Genomic DNA, 14,411 nt, shown 5'->3' on the forward strand with positions numbered 1-14,411 from the left:
ATGTTTCAAATTCTACATTTTGAAAAGCCCATCCCCTTCATGCGTTTCGCCAAGCTGGGTATGGTCCTCTCTGCTCTGGTGACGGTGCTCGCCCTCTACGTTCTGTACGATCGTGGCCTGAACTGGGGGCTGGACTTCACCGGCGGTACCACCATCGAGGTGGGGTTCCAGCAGTCGGTGAGCCTGGACAAGATGCACGAGGCGCTGGATCAGCAGAAGATTGACGGGGCGACCCTGCAGTTCTTCGGCTCCAGCCGTGATGTGCTGGTGCGCATGGCCCCCCAAGAGGGCGTCAAGGTCGAGCAGCAGGGCAACGAGGTCCTGGCGGCCGCCAAGCTGGTCGACGAGAGCGCCGTGCTCAAGCGTGTCGAGTTCGTCGGCCCCTCCGTGGGTGACGAGCTGGCCACCGACGGTGCCCTGGCCATGCTGGCCTCCATCATCTGTATCCTGATCTACGTGGCGGTGCGCTTCGAGTGGCGTCTGGCCACGGGGGGCATCCTCTCCCTGGCTCACGACGTGATCATCACCCTCGGCATCTTTGCCTACTTCCAGTACGAGTTCGACCTGACCGTGCTGGCGGCGCTGATGACGCTGGTGGGGTACTCCCTGAACGACACCATCGTTGTGTTCGACCGGGTGCGGGAGAATTTCCGCAAGGTACGCCGTGGGGACACCGCGGAGATCATGGATCTCTCCATGACCGAGACCCTGAGCCGGACCATCATCACCTCGGGGTTGACCTTCGTGGTGGTGGTGGCGCTGCTGCTCAAGGGCGGACCTCTGATCCACGGTTTCTCCATCGCCATGGTGATCGGGGTGGCCTTCGGGACCTACTCCTCCATCTATGTGGCGAGCGCCTCAGCCATGTTCCTCGGGATCAAGCGGGAGCACATGCTGCCGACCCAGGTGGAAAAAGAGGGCGCGGATCAGCAAGAGATCCTGCCGTAACAGACAAGGGCGCCGCAAGGCGCCCTTTCTCTTGTGGCCGGGGTGAGTCATGATGCTCCCCACAACCCAGCATCCATTACCCAAAGCAAGGAGCAAGCCCATGCAACACAATCCCCGTTTTCTGGCCCTGGTAGAGGCCATCCGCCCGCAGGTGCAGGAAACCGATGTGCATCAGATCAAGCGCTGGCAGGATGAGGGCCGAGCATTTCATCTGATCGACGTGCGCGAAGAGAGCGAGTGGGCCAGGGGCCATCTGCCGGGGGCCACCTATCTCGGGCGCGGGGTGATAGAGCGTGACATCGAGACCCGGTATCCGGATCCCGACACCGAACTCTACCTCTATTGTGGTGGGGGATTTCGCTCCATCCTGGTGGCGGATAACCTGCAGAAGATGGGTTATTCCCGGGTCGTCAGCGTCGATGGAGGCTTTCGCGGCTGGAGCGATGCCGGATACCCTGTCGAATCCTGATTTATTTGAGGGAGAGGGGCTGCGCCACATGACAAACGGCCCCGTGATCTTTACCATATGCGGGGTCAAGCGTAAGCGTCGGAGTGTTCATTGAACGTCAGGATAGGGATTGGATACCTCACGGGTATCCTGTTGTTGCTCCCCTTGTGGGGTTGCAGCAGTAGCAGTCAGGTAAAAGCGCCTCAAGTTCCCAAGCCGCAACCCGCTTCACTGGTATTGGCGACCCCCTTGCAGGTCTCCTACCAGAGCGAGTTGGCGTTGGCGCGACTCGGGCAGATGCTCAGTGAAATGGAATTGACGACCGAACAGCGGGCAGAACTCTTCTATGAGCGTGCCGTGGTGTTTGACCGGGTGGGCTTGCGTTCCCTGGCGCGACTCGACTTCAACCGCGCCCTGCGGGAGAAGCCGGATTTTGCCGAGGCCTACAACTTCATCGGTGTCTATCTGGTTCAACAGCAGAACTACGACGAGGCCTATGAGGCGTTCGACTCCGCTCTGGAGCTCGCCCCGGATTACGACTACGCCTATCTCAACCGGGGAATCGCGCTCTATTACGGCAATCGCCCCGAGCTTGCCGCGGCGGATATGAAGCGCTTCTACGAGGCGCAACCGGAAGACCCTTATCGGGTGATCTGGCTCTATCTGGCCGAGCAGAAGCTCAACGGACCGGCGGCCATGAGCCGGATGCGCGAGCGGCTCAACAAGTATGACGACGACGCCTGGAACTGGGATCTGGTGCGCCTCTATACGGGCGACATCAATGCCACCCAGTTGATGAGCAACGTGGTGAAAGGGGTCAAGGACAACAGGGAGCTCGCCGAGCGCCTGTGCGAGACTTACTTCTACCTCGGCAAGTTCGAGCTGGCCAAGGGTAACCGCAAGGAAGCCATCAGCTACTTCAAGCTGGCGCTGGCCAACAACGTCTATGACTTCATCGAGCATCGCTATGCCTTGCTGGAGCTGGAACTGATGGCGCGCAAGCCCCAGCCACCCGGAGCCCAGGGCAAGAGCGGCAAAGCGTGACTAAATGGGTTTGAACCCCATGAAAAAGGCCTCTTGACGAGGCCTTTTTGCTGTCTGGTGATACGGGTTGTACCGCTACTCCACCAGGCTCATGCCGGGGATCTGGCGCCAGTAACCGTTGCAGTCCCGCTCCTGCTGCAGGGGCAGGGGGGCCATCCCCTGTTCGTTGGCCTTGAAGCGCTCCAGCATCTCCAGGGTCTCCATGCCTTCGGGAGAGAGGCGCACCACATCCACCAGGCCCTCCATCCCCTTGAGCTCGTTGCCCAGGTTGTAGCAGTAACCGGACTGTGTCTGGATGCCGTTGAGGTTGAACACCTTCTGCCCCTCGCGACTGCTGGCAAGTCGCCCGGTGGGGTAGTCGATGCAGGCCAGTTCGCAGTTGTCCTTGGGCCGGTCGAGGGAGCGGGCGGTGAAGCAGCGTGCCGAGTAGGCGAGCGGCAGATGACCATAGGCGAACACCTCCACCTCGAACTGCTGGCGCTCCCTGCCCAGATCCTGATTGAGCTGCATCAGCCAGTCGCGGGAGAGCTCCACCGGCATCACCCAGCGCTGCATCCCCTGTTTAAGCAGCATGCGCAGCACGTCGGCGTTGTAGGCGTTGATGGCAGGGCCGCAGACGAACGGCAGCCCGGCTTCACTGGCGAGCTGGACGGCCCCCAGATCGTTGGCCTCGATCATCAGCTCGCCGTTGTCGATCAGTCGCTTGACCTCCTTGAGCTCGGAGGGGGCAGAGATCAGCGCCAGCGTAGAGAGCACCGCCTGCCTGCCCGAGGCGGTCACCTGACGGGCGAGGGCAATCCAGTCATCCACTTTCAGTTCGCGGCGCTTGCTGCAGACGGTTTCCCCCAGATAGACGATGTCGGCCTGGCTGGCGGTGGCCGCCTGATAGAAGGCCTGGGTGTCGGCCTTGGGCCAGTAGAAGAGCAGGGGGCCGAGAGAGAATTTCATGAACAGGGCTCCTTATTGCCACTGGCGATGATAGGCACCGAGGGTGGTCTGGCTCCCCTCGGAGACGCGGGCGAGCTGGGCATCCCACTCGGCCTTGACCTGATAGGCCTCGGGGTTGGCCTGATAGGCGTCGATGGCGGCGCGCCAGACCCGGGTCACCTGCTCCACATAGGCGGGGCTGCGCTGGCGTCCCTCGATCTTGACTGACTGGATGCCGGTCTGGAACAGCTCGGGCAGGAGGCCGAGGGTGTTGAGGCTGGTGGGCTCCTCCAGCGCGTGATAGGTCTGGCCATCCACCTCGAAGCGCCCCTTGCACAGGGTCGGGTAGCCGGCATTTTCCCCCGGGCCGTAACGATCGATCAGCACCTCGTTGAGGCGGGATTCGAGGCCGCTCGGGGTCTCCTCCCAGCGCACGAACTTGGCCGGTGAACAGGCGCCGACGGTGTTGGGGCTCTCGCCTGTCATGTAGGAGGAGAGGTAGCAGCGCCCCTCCGCCATGATGCAGAGGCTGCCGAAGGCGAACACCTCGAGGCCGACGTCGGTCTCGCGGGCAAGCTGCTTCACCTGATGCATGGAGAGCACCCTCGGCAGCACCACCCGGCCGACGTTGAAGTGCTGCTGGTAGAAGCGGATGGCAGCGGCGTTGGTGGCGCTGGCCTGGACCGAGACATGCAGCTCCATGTCGGGATGGCGGCGGCTGGCATAATCGAGCACGGCGAGATCGGCGATGATCAGGGCATCGGCACCGAGCGCCACCCCTTTGTCCACGGCCTGCTTCCAACGGGCATCGGAGCCCGGGTGGGCAAAGGTATTGATGGCGATGTGCAGCTTGCGGCCATGCTGGTGGACATAGTCAACCGCTCTTTCCAGCTTGCTGTCGGTGAAGTTGAGCCCGGCGAAGTGGCGGGCATTGGTGTCATCCTTGAAGCCGATATAGACCGCATCGGCCCCGTTATCCACGGCTGTTTTCAGTGCCGGCAAACTGCCTGCCGGACAGAGTAATTCCATCGGGTACGCTCCGAGAGGGCAAAAAATGCAAAAGTGGCCCGATTGTATTCACCGGCGTCCTTCCACTTTTTGACCTGAGGCAGCTTTGTGTGGCTTTACCCTTCTTGAGGTAAGTGGGCACAAGTTTGATTTCCAACAGGATCATGGCTGCGGCCCTGTGCTTGAATGCGCAAAAAACTGGGAGTTTATCGTGTTTCAACAACTGCAACGTCGCCTGGTCGAACAGGCACCCCGTCTCTTGCGCCACCCCCTCAAGCTGGTGCCCTTCCCGCTGCAACAAAACCTGATGGAGGCCCTGCTGGGCAGGGTATTCCGGGAGGCCATCGAAGAGGGGGAATTTGCGTTTCTTGCGGGCAAGTGGCTGAAAGTGGAAGTCAGCGATCTGGGGCTATGCTGGTTTATCAGCGAGCAGGAGGGCAAATTGGTAGTGGCAAGGAAGTGTGAGCACGTCGATGTCTGTTTCAGCGGCAATAGCCAGGATCTTGTTCTGATCGCCGGGCGCAAGGAAGATCCCGACTCTCTCTTCTTCCAGCGCAAGCTGAAGATAGAGGGGGATACAGAGTTGGGTCTGGAGGTGAAAAACCTGATGGACAGCCTGGATCTTGACGGGCTGGGATTGATGAAATACCCCCTGATGGATCTGGCGACCTTTATCGAGCGGGCCCGCGAGACGCACGTGCCCACTGCCGCGACAATGAGCTGAGCCGTTTTCTTGCCCGAGTGCTGCGGAACAGGTGAACTTGAGCCGCAGTACCCCACTGTCAGCGTGACCACGCAGGGTGGGGATGTATCATCTGTCTGTTTGTGCAGAAATGCCTGGTCGGAAGCGGTGCCACAATAGCGATTGGTTATGTTACAATTGCGCGCCATTTTTGACTGAAGATTGACTGGGCATGTTGGATCAGATTCGTATCGTGTTGGTAAACACCTCTCACACCGGCAACATGGGATCCGCGGCGCGGGCCATGAAGACCATGGGGCTGACTCAACTGGTGCTGGTCGATCCCCAGGCCCAGCCGGATGAGGAGGCCGTCGCCCTGGCAGCGGGGGCCAGCGATATCCTGGCTCGCGCCCGAATCGTGCCGACCCTGGATGAAGCCATTGCCAACTGTGGTCTGGTCATCGGCACCAGTGCCCGTTCCCGCACCTTGAGCTGGCCCATGCTGGATCCCCGTGAAGCGGGCGAGAAGCTGGTTGCCGAGGGCATGGAGCACCCGGTCGCGCTGGTGTTTGGCCGTGAACGTACCGGCCTCACCAATGACGAACTGCAAAAATGCCACTTCCATGTGGCCATTCCCGCCAATCCAGAATACAGCTCCCTCAATCTGGCCATGGCAGTGCAGACCCTTTGTTACGAGGTGCGGATGCGCTGGCTGGAAGTACAGAACCAGGAGCATTCGGCCCCGGAGGATGAGCGGGTCGAGTACCCCAGCGCCCAGCAACTGGAAGGGTTTTATCAGCATCTGGAGCAGACGTTGCAAAAGACGGGGTTCATTGCCGATGACCATCCAGGCCATGTGATGAGCAAACTGCGTCGTCTATTCAATCGGGCCAGACCCGAAGCAGTGGAGTTGAACATCCTGCGGGGCATTCTCACCTCTGTCCAGAAGTCCAGGGCACAGGATTAATCCCGACTGATTTACTCAAGCATATACTTGACTGATTTAGTCGGGTATGTGACCATATGCCACATATTGATTGGTTCGCAAGACGGTAAGGCATATGAGACTGACCTCAAAAGGACGTTACGCGGTGACAGCCATGCTCGACGTGGCGTTGCATGCAGAGCAGGGGCCCGTGCCCCTGGCTGATATTTCAGAGCGCCAGGGCATCTCCTTGTCCTATCTGGAACAACTGTTTGCCCGTCTGCGCAAGCATGGTCTGGTGAGCAGCGTACGTGGTCCCGGTGGCGGCTATCGCCTCGGTCTGGCCCCTGGCGAGATCTCGGTCGGTCAGGTGATCACTGCGGTCGATGAATCGGTCGATGCGACCAAGTGCCTCGGCAAAGGGGGCTGCCACGGTGGTACCCAGTGCCTGACCCACTCCTTGTGGCGGGATCTGAGCGAACGCATCTCCAGTTTCCTAGGGGATATCACCCTGGCCGAGCTGGTTGGTCAGGCCGATGTGCGCCGTATCGCCGGCAAGCAAGATGAACAAATGAAGACCGTGTTGTCCCTGGTTGATCGGGCCGAACGCGGTGATGTGAGCTTGAAAGTCCAACTATAAACGTGCTTTCCACGACGAGTCGCTGTGTGACCCCGTCGTAACGGAGAAAAAGATGAAACTGCCTATTTACCTTGATTATTCGGCAACCTGTCCGGTGGACCCGCGTGTCGCAGAAAAAATGATGCAGTGCCTCACCATGGACGGCCTGTTCGGCAACCCAGCCTCCCGTTCCCACCGTTTCGGCTGGCAGGCCGAAGAGGCGGTGGATCTGGCCCGTAATCAAGTGGCAGAGCTGATCGGCGCGGATCCGCGCGAGATCGTCTTTACCTCCGGTGCGACCGAGTCCAACAACCTGGCCATCAAGGGCATTGCCCATTTCTACGCCGGCAAGGGCAAGCACATCGTCACCTCCAAGACCGAGCACAAAGCTGTGCTGGATACCTGCCGCCAACTGGAGCGTGAAGGCTATGAGGTGACCTACCTTGAGCCCATGCCCAACGGCCTGTTCACCCTTGAGCAGATCGAAGGCGCCCTGCGTGATGACACCATCCTGGTCAGCATCATGCACGCCAACAACGAGATCGGGGTGGTGCAAGACATCGCTGCCATCGGCGAGTTGTGCCGTTCCCGCAAAATCCTGCTGCACGTGGACGCCGTCCAGAGCGTGGGCAAGATCCCGGTCGACGTGGAAGCGCTCAAGGTTGATCTGCTCTCCATGTCCGCCCACAAGGTATACGGCCCGAAAGGCATTGGCGCCCTGTATGTGCGCCGCAAGCCCCGTGTTCGTCTGGAAGCCCAGATGCACGGCGGTGGTCACGAGCGCGGCATGCGCTCCGGTACCCTGGCAACCCACCAGATCGTCGGCATGGGGGAAGCCTTCCGCATCGCCAAGGAAGAGATGGCGAGCGAGAGCCAGCACATCATGGCCCTGCGCCAGCGTCTGTGGGATGGCATCAAGAACATCGAAGAAGTCTATATCAACGGGGATCTGGATCAGCGTGTACCGGGTAACCTGAACGTCAGCTTCGCCTATGTGGAAGGGGAATCCCTCATCATGGCACTGAAGGATCTGGCGGTCTCTTCCGGTTCTGCCTGTACCTCGGCCAGCCTGGAACCTTCCTACGTGCTGCGCGCCCTGGGTCTGAACGACGAGCTGGCACACAGCTCCATCCGTTTCAGCATCGGTCGCTTCACCACCGAAGAAGAGATCGACTACGCAATCAAGCTCATCTGCGACTCCATCGGTCGTCTGCGCGAGATGTCCCCCCTGTGGGAGATGTTCAAGGATGGCGTCGATCTGAACACGGTCGAATGGGCACATCACTGATCCTTGCCAGCATGGCAAGGGTCTGGTGAACAACGGAATTAGCAGGAGTTAGATATGGCTTACAGTGAAAAAGTAATCGACCACTACGAGAATCCCCGCAACGTCGGTGGTTTTGACAAGAACGATCCCAGCGTCGCCACCGGCATGGTCGGTGCACCGGCCTGTGGTGACGTCATGAAGCTGCAACTGAAGATCAGCGACGATGGCATCATCGAAGATGCCAAGTTCAAGACCTACGGCTGTGGTTCCGCTATCGCCTCCAGCTCCCTGGTGACCGAGTGGGTCAAGGGCAAGACCCTGGACGAAGCGGCCGGTATCAAGAACACCGACATCGCCGAAGAGCTGGCGCTGCCGCCGGTGAAGATCCACTGCTCCATTCTGGCGGAGGATGCCATCAAGGCCGCCATCGCCGATTACAAGCAGAAGAAAGGTCTTTAAGGTCCGGAGAGCAGTATGGCCATAACCATGACAGATGCCGCAGCGGCGCGGGTTTCCTCCTTCATGATCAACCGGGGCAAGGGCATCGGCCTGCGCCTCGGCGTCAAGACGACCGGCTGTTCTGGCCTTGCCTATGTGCTCGAGTTCGTGGATGAGCTGGCTGCCGAGGATCAGGTATTTGAGCAGAAAGGCGTCAAGATCATCGTGGATGCCAAGAGCCTGATCCACCTGGATGGCACCGAGCTGGACTTCGTGAAGGAAGGCCTCAACGAGGGCTTCCAGTTCAACAACCCGAATGCCAAGGGCGAATGTGGTTGTGGCGAAAGCTTCAGCGTGTAAGTGGTTCGATTGACAGATCGCCCATGTTTGCAACGCCTCGTAGCCCCAAGGGTGAGCCCTGTTGCGGCGAGTCTCTTGTGATCAACACCTTGCTCATCAACACAGTGGTGTGGACGCCAGTCCATGCCACTGCTTTCAAGTTCAAGACGAGTGTGGTTGCACTCCCAGCGCTATTGTCTGAGGACGAAGGATGAATCATTTCGAGCTATTCGGGCTGGCTGAGGGCTTCGAGCTCGATACTCGCCAACTGGCTGACACCTATCGTCAGCTGCAGACCCGGTTCCATCCCGATCGTTTTGCGACTGCCCCCGAGCGGGAGCAGCTTGCTGCCGTGCAGCGTGCTGCCCAGATCAACGATGCCTTTACCACCCTCAAGGCCCCCTTGCGCCGAGCCGAGTATCTGCTCTCCTTGCGGGGCACCGATATTCGCGGCGAGCAGCAGACACTACAAGATCCTGCCTTTCTGATGCAACAGCTGGAGTGGCGAGAGCGGCTGGCTGATCTCAAGGGCGACGCCGACCCTGAGGGGGCCATCAAGGATTTTCGCCAGGAGATCAGGCATGATCACCAGGCGTTGATGCAACGGCTGACCGACTCTCTCACCAGGGGTGAGGATCTGCAGGCGGCGGATTGCGTTCGCAAGCTCAAATTTGTCGACAAGCTCCTCGAGGAGCTGGAACGATTCGAAGACTCGCTGTTCGAGTCTTGACCCTCTAACGCAGGAATTGTGATTACCCATGGCATTACTGCAAATTGCCGAGCCAGGCCAGAGCGCCGCACCTCACCAGCATAAACGTGCCGTCGGCATCGATCTTGGCACCACCAACTCCCTGGTCGCCGCCGTGCGCAGCGGCCAGGCCGACACCCTCTGTGACGAGCAGGGGCGTGATCTGCTGCCTTCCGTGGTCCATTACCAGGCCGATACCATCCGGGTTGGCTTCGATGCCAAACGTGAGGCGGCCCTCGATCCCCACAACACCATCGTCTCGGTCAAGCGGATGATGGGCAAGGCGCTGGCCGACATCGATACCCGCCAGCAGCCTTACGAGTTCGTGGCTACCGAGACGGGCATGCCCCAGTTGCGGACCCGCCAGGGGCTGGTCAATCCGGTGCAGGTCTCGGCCGAGATCCTGAAAAAACTGGCCGAGCGCGGTGCCGCGTCCCTCGGGGGAGACCTCGACGGCGTGGTCATCACGGTGCCCGCCTATTTTGACGATGCCCAGCGTCAGGGTACCAAGGACGCGGCCAGACTGGCCGGTCTGCACGTACTGCGGTTGCTCAACGAACCCACGGCGGCCGCCATCGCCTATGGCCTCGACTCAGGCCAGGAAGGGGTGATCGCCGTCTATGACCTGGGTGGCGGAACCTTCGATATCTCCATCCTGCGCCTGCATCGCGGGGTGTTTGAGGTGATGGCCACCGGTGGCGACTCGGCACTCGGTGGTGACGATTTCGACCATCTGCTGGCGGACTGGCTCAAAGAGCAAGCCGGGTTGTCCGGTCAACTCGATGCCCGTACCCAGCGCGAGTTGCTGGATGCGGCGGCCAGCATCAAGCACGGCCTCACCGATGCCGATGCCGTTGTCTGCGCCTTTGCCGGCTGGCAGGGTACCGTCACCCGCAGCCAGTTTGACGAGCTGATCCAGCCCCTGGTCAAACGTACCCTGCAGGCCTGTCGGCGCGCCCTGCGCGATGCGGGTCTCGAGCAGGAAGAGGTACTGGAAGTGGTGATGGTCGGCGGCTCGACCCGGGTGCCGCTGGTGCGCGAGCGGGTGGGCGAGTTCTTCGGCCGCACGCCATTGACCAGCATCGACCCCGACAAGGTGGTGGCCATCGGTGCCGCCATCCAAGCCGACATCCTGGTGGGCAACAAGCCTGATGCCGAGATGCTGCTGCTGGACGTCATCCCGCTTTCCTTAGGGTTAGAGACCATGGGCGGCCTTGCCGAGAAGGTGATCCCGCGCAATACCACCATTCCGGTGGCCCGCGCCCAGGAGTTCACCACCTTCAAGGATGGCCAGACCGCGATGGCCATCCACGTGGTGCAGGGGGAGCGCGAGCTGGTGGCGGATTGCCGCTCCCTGGCCCGCTTCACCCTGACCGGCATTCCGCCCATGGCGGCCGGCGCCGCCCATATTCGCGTCACCTTCCAAGTGGATGCGGACGGTCTGCTGTCGGTCAGCGCCATGGAGAAATCCTCCGGCGTGCAGGCCGAGATCCAGGTCAAGCCCTCCTACGGGCTGGGTGAGGATGACATCCTCAACATGCTGAGCGCCTCCATCGCCAATGCCCAGCAGGACATGGACGCCCGCATGCTGGCGGAGCAACAGGTCGAGGCCGACCGGGTGGTCGAGAGTCTCAACGCCGCGCTGGCCGCCGATGGCGAGGCCTTATTGAGCCCCGCCGAGCGGGCCGAGCTGGATGCCGCCATCGCCCATCTGCTGACCATGCGCAGCACGGGCACCACCAACCAGATCAAAGAGGCCATCGAGGCAGCGGATGCTGCCAGTGGCGAATTTGCAGCCCGCCGGATGGATGCCTCCATCCGCAAGGTGCTGACCGGACAAAACGTCAACAAGGTGTGATATGCCAAAACTGATTATTCTGCCCCATCCCGAGCTCTGTCCGGACGGCGCGGCCCTCGAAGGTGCGACCGGTGAAACCATTCTGGATATCGCGCTGCGCAACGGCATCGAGATCGAGCATGCCTGCGAGAAGTCCTGTGCTTGTACTACCTGCCACTGTGTGGTGCGGGAAGGGTTCGACTCCCTCGAGCCGAGCGACGAGCTGGAAGACGACATGCTGGACAAGGCGTGGGGGCTGGAGCCGGAATCCCGTCTCAGCTGCCAGGCCAGACTGGCGGACGAGGATCTGGTGGTGGAACTGCCCAAGTACACCCTGAATCTGGCGTCCGAGCGCCACTGATGACCCCTTAATTACACATGAGTGAATTGCGCGTGCAGCATCTCATGGTGCAGTAATGATATGGTGAAGGCCGTGACCCTTGAGGGAGCGGCCTTTTTTGTGCCCGTGATTTCCCTATTCGTTGATGAAAGTGCCAATAAAAAGGAAGCAAGAGAACATGGCTGACATGATGAACGTAAGGTTGTCGTCCCAGGCTGCCGCCGCCCACTGGGGCGAGGGTGCCCTGCTCAGTTTCAACGGCGACGAAGCCCATCTCCATCTGGGCAGTGGCCAGGAGAAGGAGGCGCTGCGCGCCATCCAGCGGGGGGCCAGACGCCTCGAGTCGAGCGGCATCAAGCGCGTCAAACTGGTGGGTGAGGGCTGGAATGGGGAGCGTCGCTATGCCTTTGCCCAGGGCTTCTATGCCGCCAAGGGGGATCGCGAGCTCGATTTCGGCGAGCAGAGTGATCAGGAGGCTGCCGAGCTGGCGGCTTTGCTCAAAGCGACCCGCTGGGTGCGCGAGGTGACCAACGGCTGCCCGGAAGCCATCTACCCCATGAGCCTGGCGGAGTCCGCTCTGCTGCTCATTCGCAGCCTCGGCGGTGACAAGGTGACCGCCCGCATCACCGCTGGCGAAGCCTTGCGTGAATCGGGTCATATCGGGATCTGGTCGGTGGGCCGTGGCAGCGAGCGCGAGCCGGTGCTGCTGGAGCTCGACTACAACCCGACCGGGGATGCCAACGCCCCTGTGGTCGCGGCGCTGGTGGGCAAGGGGATCACTTTCGATTCCGGCGGTTACTCCATGAAGTCCTCCGACAACATGCTGCCGATGAAGTCCGACATGGGCGGCGCCGCCATGGTGACCGGCGCGCTGGCGCTGGCCATCAGCCGCGGCCTGAACAAGCGGGTGAAACTCATCCTCTGCTGCGCCGAGAACCTGGTCTCCGGCCACGCCTTCAAGCTCGGCGACATCCTCACCTATCGCAACGGCATCTCGGTCGAGATCCAGAACACCGATGCGGAAGGTCGCCTGGTGCTGGCTGACGGCCTGCTGGCCGCGAGCGAAAGCGGGGCTGCCTACATCCTCGACGCCGCCACCCTGACCGGCGCCGCCAAGACCGCGCTGGGCCGCGACTACAACGCCGTGTTTGCCCTCGATGAGGCGGAGCAGGTGCGCGCGCTGGCTGCCGCCAACGCCGAAAACGAGAAGGCCTGGCCGCTGCCGCTCGAACCCTGGCACGCAGGCCAGCTCACCTCGGCCTTTGCCGAGCTGGGCAATGTGGCGTCCGCAGAAGGTACTGCCGGCGCCACCACGGCAGCGGCTTTCCTGTCGCGCTTCGTCCGTGACGAAGGCAAGGGCTGGGTGCACCTGGACCTGGCCGCTTCCTATCAGAAGTCGGGCAATGAGCTCTGGGCGACCGGGGCCAAGGGCCATGGTCTTCGCACGATTGCCCGCTGGTTGCAGGAGGTGTGCGCATGAACGTCTGGTTGAGCCGAGAGTTTGCACCGGCCGAGTGGGGGGAGGGGGCACTGCTCTCCCACCGTGCCGACGGCATGGTGATCCATCTGGTGAGCGCCACTCCCTTGCTGGATATCCAGCAGGCGGCGCGGCGCCTGTGTAGCCAAGGGATCCAGCAGGTTGTCCTGGCTGGCCACTGGGAGCGCGAGCAGCAGTGGGCCTTTGCCCAGGGGCTGCAGACGCCCAAGGCGGAAGTGGGGTTGCAGTGGGCCACTTCGTCCGAGGAGGACAGGGAGGAGCTGGAGGCTCGCTGGCTGTGCGGGCGCTGGGTGCGGGAGATGACCAACGCCACCCCGGAGCAGCTGGGGCCGCTGGAGCTGGCGGTCGAAGCCGCCGCCTTCCTCACCGAGCTGGCACCGGACCGGATCAGCCATCGCATCCTCAAGGGAGAGGCGCTGCAACAGGCGGGTTGGGTCGGTCTCTATCAAGTGGGTCGTGGCAGTGACCGCGAGCCCGTGATGCTGGAGCTGGATTTCAATCCGGGCAAGGATCCCAAGGCGCCGGTAGCGGCCGCCCTGGTGGGCAAGGGGATCACCTTCGATTCCGGCGGCTACTCCATGAAAACCTCCCAGGGCATGCTGACCATGAAACACGACATGGGCGGTGCCGCCATCGTCACCGGCGCGCTGGCGCTGGCCATTCTGCGTGGCCTCGACAAGCGGGTGAAGCTCATCCTCTGCTGCGCCGAGAACCTGGTATCCGGCCATGCCTACAAGCTGGGTGACATCCTCACCTACAAGAACGGCACCACGGTGGAGGTGGTCAACACCGACGCCGAAGGGCGTCTGATCCTGGCCGACGGCTTGCAACTGGCCGGCGAGTCTGGTGCGCCGCTCATCATCGACGCCGCCACCCTCACCGGGGCGGCCGTGATGGCGCTGGGGGGGCGTTACAACGCCCTGTTTGGACTGGACAAGGGGCTGGTGAGCCGCGCCATGGCCTATTCGGATGCGGAGCAGGAGCCAGCATGGCCGCTGCCGCTGGAGCCCTGGCATCGCCAGCAGTGCCCGTCCCACTATGCCGACACCGCCAACAGCCGCCCCGTGCCGGGCGGCGGACCGGGGGGGGCCTCCAATGCGGCAGGCTTCCTCTCCCGCTTTGTCCCTGATGAGGGAAGAGGCTGGCTGCATGTCGATCTCGCCGCCTGTTTCAGTGAGAACGGCGACAGTCTGTGGGCGCCCGGGGCCAATACCCTGGGGATGCGCACCATCGCCCATACCCTGATGGCGGAGACGCGCTGAGTCAGTGAACGGCATCACAAGGGCACCTCAGGGTGCCCTTTCCAGTGCTGCTTTGCTGAGCAATTGATACGGTTTTGAGGC

At 61.7% G+C, this 14,411-nt stretch carries 16 protein-coding genes; 14 read left to right on the top strand and 2 right to left on the bottom strand.

All coding sequences use genetic code 11. The annotated features are described in order from the left end of the window. From secF to nlpI, 3 genes are all read left to right on the top strand, one after another. Positions 1–948, top strand: coding sequence for a protein translocase subunit SecF (gene secF, locus ACB037_RS13960; RefSeq protein ID WP_010675068.1), 948 nt, complete (start codon positions 1–3; stop codon positions 946–948). Between the two features lie 100 nt (positions 949–1,048). Next, the gene (locus tag ACB037_RS13965) at positions 1,049–1,417 is read left to right on the top strand and encodes a rhodanese-like domain-containing protein (protein WP_039038735.1); all 369 of its coding nucleotides are present in this window, start codon (positions 1,049–1,051) and stop codon (positions 1,415–1,417) included. A gap of 90 nt (positions 1,418–1,507) precedes the next feature. Beyond that, on the top strand, positions 1,508–2,440 hold the full coding sequence (nlpI, locus tag ACB037_RS13970) for a lipoprotein NlpI (RefSeq protein WP_280520777.1): 933 nt from the start codon (positions 1,508–1,510) through the stop codon (positions 2,438–2,440). Positions 2,441–2,515: 75 nt separating this feature from the next. On the opposite strand, the gene ACB037_RS13975 is transcribed toward nlpI, so the two are convergent. Both ACB037_RS13975 and ACB037_RS13980 read right to left on the bottom strand, forming a co-directional pair. Further along, positions 2,516–3,388, bottom strand: coding sequence for a U32 family peptidase (locus tag ACB037_RS13975; RefSeq protein WP_268451587.1), 873 nt, complete (start codon positions 3,386–3,388; stop codon positions 2,516–2,518). Between the two features lie 12 nt (positions 3,389–3,400). Then, complete coding sequence (locus tag ACB037_RS13980; protein WP_128271750.1) at positions 3,401–4,396, bottom strand: peptidase U32 family protein; 996 nt, start codon at positions 4,394–4,396, stop codon at positions 3,401–3,403. Between the two features lie 190 nt (positions 4,397–4,586). On the opposite strand from ACB037_RS13980, the gene ACB037_RS13985 reads away from it, so the two are divergent. From ACB037_RS13985 to pepB (ACB037_RS14035), 11 genes are all read left to right on the top strand, one after another. Next, complete coding sequence (locus ACB037_RS13985; protein ID WP_371175456.1) at positions 4,587–5,099, top strand: SCP2 domain-containing protein; 513 nt, start codon at positions 4,587–4,589, stop codon at positions 5,097–5,099. Positions 5,100–5,289: 190 nt separating this feature from the next. Further along, complete coding sequence (trmJ, locus tag ACB037_RS13990; RefSeq protein WP_103857942.1) at positions 5,290–6,024, top strand: tRNA (cytosine(32)/uridine(32)-2'-O)-methyltransferase TrmJ; 735 nt, start codon at positions 5,290–5,292, stop codon at positions 6,022–6,024. A 94-nt stretch (positions 6,025–6,118) separates the two neighbouring features. Then, entirely contained in the window at positions 6,119–6,622 is a 504-nt protein-coding gene (gene iscR, locus ACB037_RS13995) for a Fe-S cluster assembly transcriptional regulator IscR (protein ID WP_025327241.1), read from the top strand. Positions 6,623–6,674: 52 nt separating this feature from the next. Then, complete coding sequence (locus ACB037_RS14000; protein WP_010675060.1) at positions 6,675–7,889, top strand: IscS subfamily cysteine desulfurase; 1,215 nt, start codon at positions 6,675–6,677, stop codon at positions 7,887–7,889. A 54-nt stretch (positions 7,890–7,943) separates the two neighbouring features. Further along, positions 7,944–8,327 (top strand): Fe-S cluster assembly scaffold IscU, encoded by a 384-nt coding sequence (iscU, locus tag ACB037_RS14005; RefSeq protein ID WP_010675059.1) that lies wholly within the window; start codon positions 7,944–7,946, stop codon positions 8,325–8,327. A 15-nt stretch (positions 8,328–8,342) separates the two neighbouring features. Then, entirely contained in the window at positions 8,343–8,666 is a 324-nt protein-coding gene (iscA, locus tag ACB037_RS14010; protein ID WP_010675058.1) for an iron-sulfur cluster assembly protein IscA, read from the top strand. A 190-nt stretch (positions 8,667–8,856) separates the two neighbouring features. After that, the gene (hscB, locus tag ACB037_RS14015) at positions 8,857–9,375 is read left to right on the top strand and encodes a co-chaperone HscB (RefSeq protein WP_128296707.1); all 519 of its coding nucleotides are present in this window, start codon (positions 8,857–8,859) and stop codon (positions 9,373–9,375) included. A gap of 28 nt (positions 9,376–9,403) precedes the next feature. Further along, positions 9,404–11,251, top strand: a complete 1,848-nt coding sequence (gene hscA, locus ACB037_RS14020; protein WP_371175457.1) for a Fe-S protein assembly chaperone HscA — start codon at positions 9,404–9,406, stop codon at positions 11,249–11,251. Between the two features lies 1 nt (position 11,252). Continuing rightward, positions 11,253–11,591 (top strand): ISC system 2Fe-2S type ferredoxin, encoded by a 339-nt coding sequence (fdx, locus tag ACB037_RS14025; RefSeq protein WP_005299781.1) that lies wholly within the window; start codon positions 11,253–11,255, stop codon positions 11,589–11,591. Positions 11,592–11,748: 157 nt separating this feature from the next. Continuing rightward, positions 11,749–13,050, top strand: a complete 1,302-nt coding sequence (gene pepB, locus ACB037_RS14030) for an aminopeptidase PepB (RefSeq protein WP_371175458.1) — start codon at positions 11,749–11,751, stop codon at positions 13,048–13,050. Then, positions 13,047–14,330 (top strand): aminopeptidase PepB, encoded by a 1,284-nt coding sequence (gene pepB, locus ACB037_RS14035; protein ID WP_039038726.1) that lies wholly within the window; start codon positions 13,047–13,049, stop codon positions 14,328–14,330. Before pepB (ACB037_RS14030) ends, pepB (ACB037_RS14035) begins: the two co-directional genes overlap by 4 nt. Positions 14,331–14,411: the final 81 nt, after the last annotated feature.

Source organism: Aeromonas sp. S19(2024) (assembly GCF_041402625.1).
In the GTDB taxonomy this organism is placed as follows: domain Bacteria; phylum Pseudomonadota; class Gammaproteobacteria; order Enterobacterales; family Aeromonadaceae; genus Aeromonas; species Aeromonas caviae.

Bases quoted from the DNA above. Each gene is read 5' to 3' on its own strand.
- secF (WP_010675068.1), top strand. From the start codon at position 1: ATGTTTCAAATTCTACATTTTGAAAAGCCCATCCCCTTCATGCGTTTC.
- ACB037_RS13965 (WP_039038735.1), top strand. From the start codon at position 1,049: ATGCAACACAATCCCCGTTTTCTGGCCCTGGTAGAGGCCATCCGCCCG.
- ACB037_RS13975 (WP_268451587.1), bottom strand. From the start codon at position 3,388: ATGAAATTCTCTCTCGGCCCCCTGCTCTTCTACTGGCCCAAGGCCGAC.
- ACB037_RS13980 (WP_128271750.1), bottom strand. From the start codon at position 4,396: ATGGAATTACTCTGTCCGGCAGGCAGTTTGCCGGCACTGAAAACAGCC.
- trmJ (WP_103857942.1), top strand. From the start codon at position 5,290: ATGTTGGATCAGATTCGTATCGTGTTGGTAAACACCTCTCACACCGGC.
- iscR (WP_025327241.1), top strand. From the start codon at position 6,119: ATGAGACTGACCTCAAAAGGACGTTACGCGGTGACAGCCATGCTCGAC.
- ACB037_RS14000 (WP_010675060.1), top strand. From the start codon at position 6,675: ATGAAACTGCCTATTTACCTTGATTATTCGGCAACCTGTCCGGTGGAC.
- iscU (WP_010675059.1), top strand. From the start codon at position 7,944: ATGGCTTACAGTGAAAAAGTAATCGACCACTACGAGAATCCCCGCAAC.
- iscA (WP_010675058.1), top strand. From the start codon at position 8,343: ATGGCCATAACCATGACAGATGCCGCAGCGGCGCGGGTTTCCTCCTTC.
- hscB (WP_128296707.1), top strand. From the start codon at position 8,857: ATGAATCATTTCGAGCTATTCGGGCTGGCTGAGGGCTTCGAGCTCGAT.
- hscA (WP_371175457.1), top strand. From the start codon at position 9,404: ATGGCATTACTGCAAATTGCCGAGCCAGGCCAGAGCGCCGCACCTCAC.
- fdx (WP_005299781.1), top strand. From the start codon at position 11,253: ATGCCAAAACTGATTATTCTGCCCCATCCCGAGCTCTGTCCGGACGGC.
- pepB (WP_371175458.1), top strand. From the start codon at position 11,749: ATGGCTGACATGATGAACGTAAGGTTGTCGTCCCAGGCTGCCGCCGCC.
- pepB (WP_039038726.1), top strand. From the start codon at position 13,047: ATGAACGTCTGGTTGAGCCGAGAGTTTGCACCGGCCGAGTGGGGGGAG.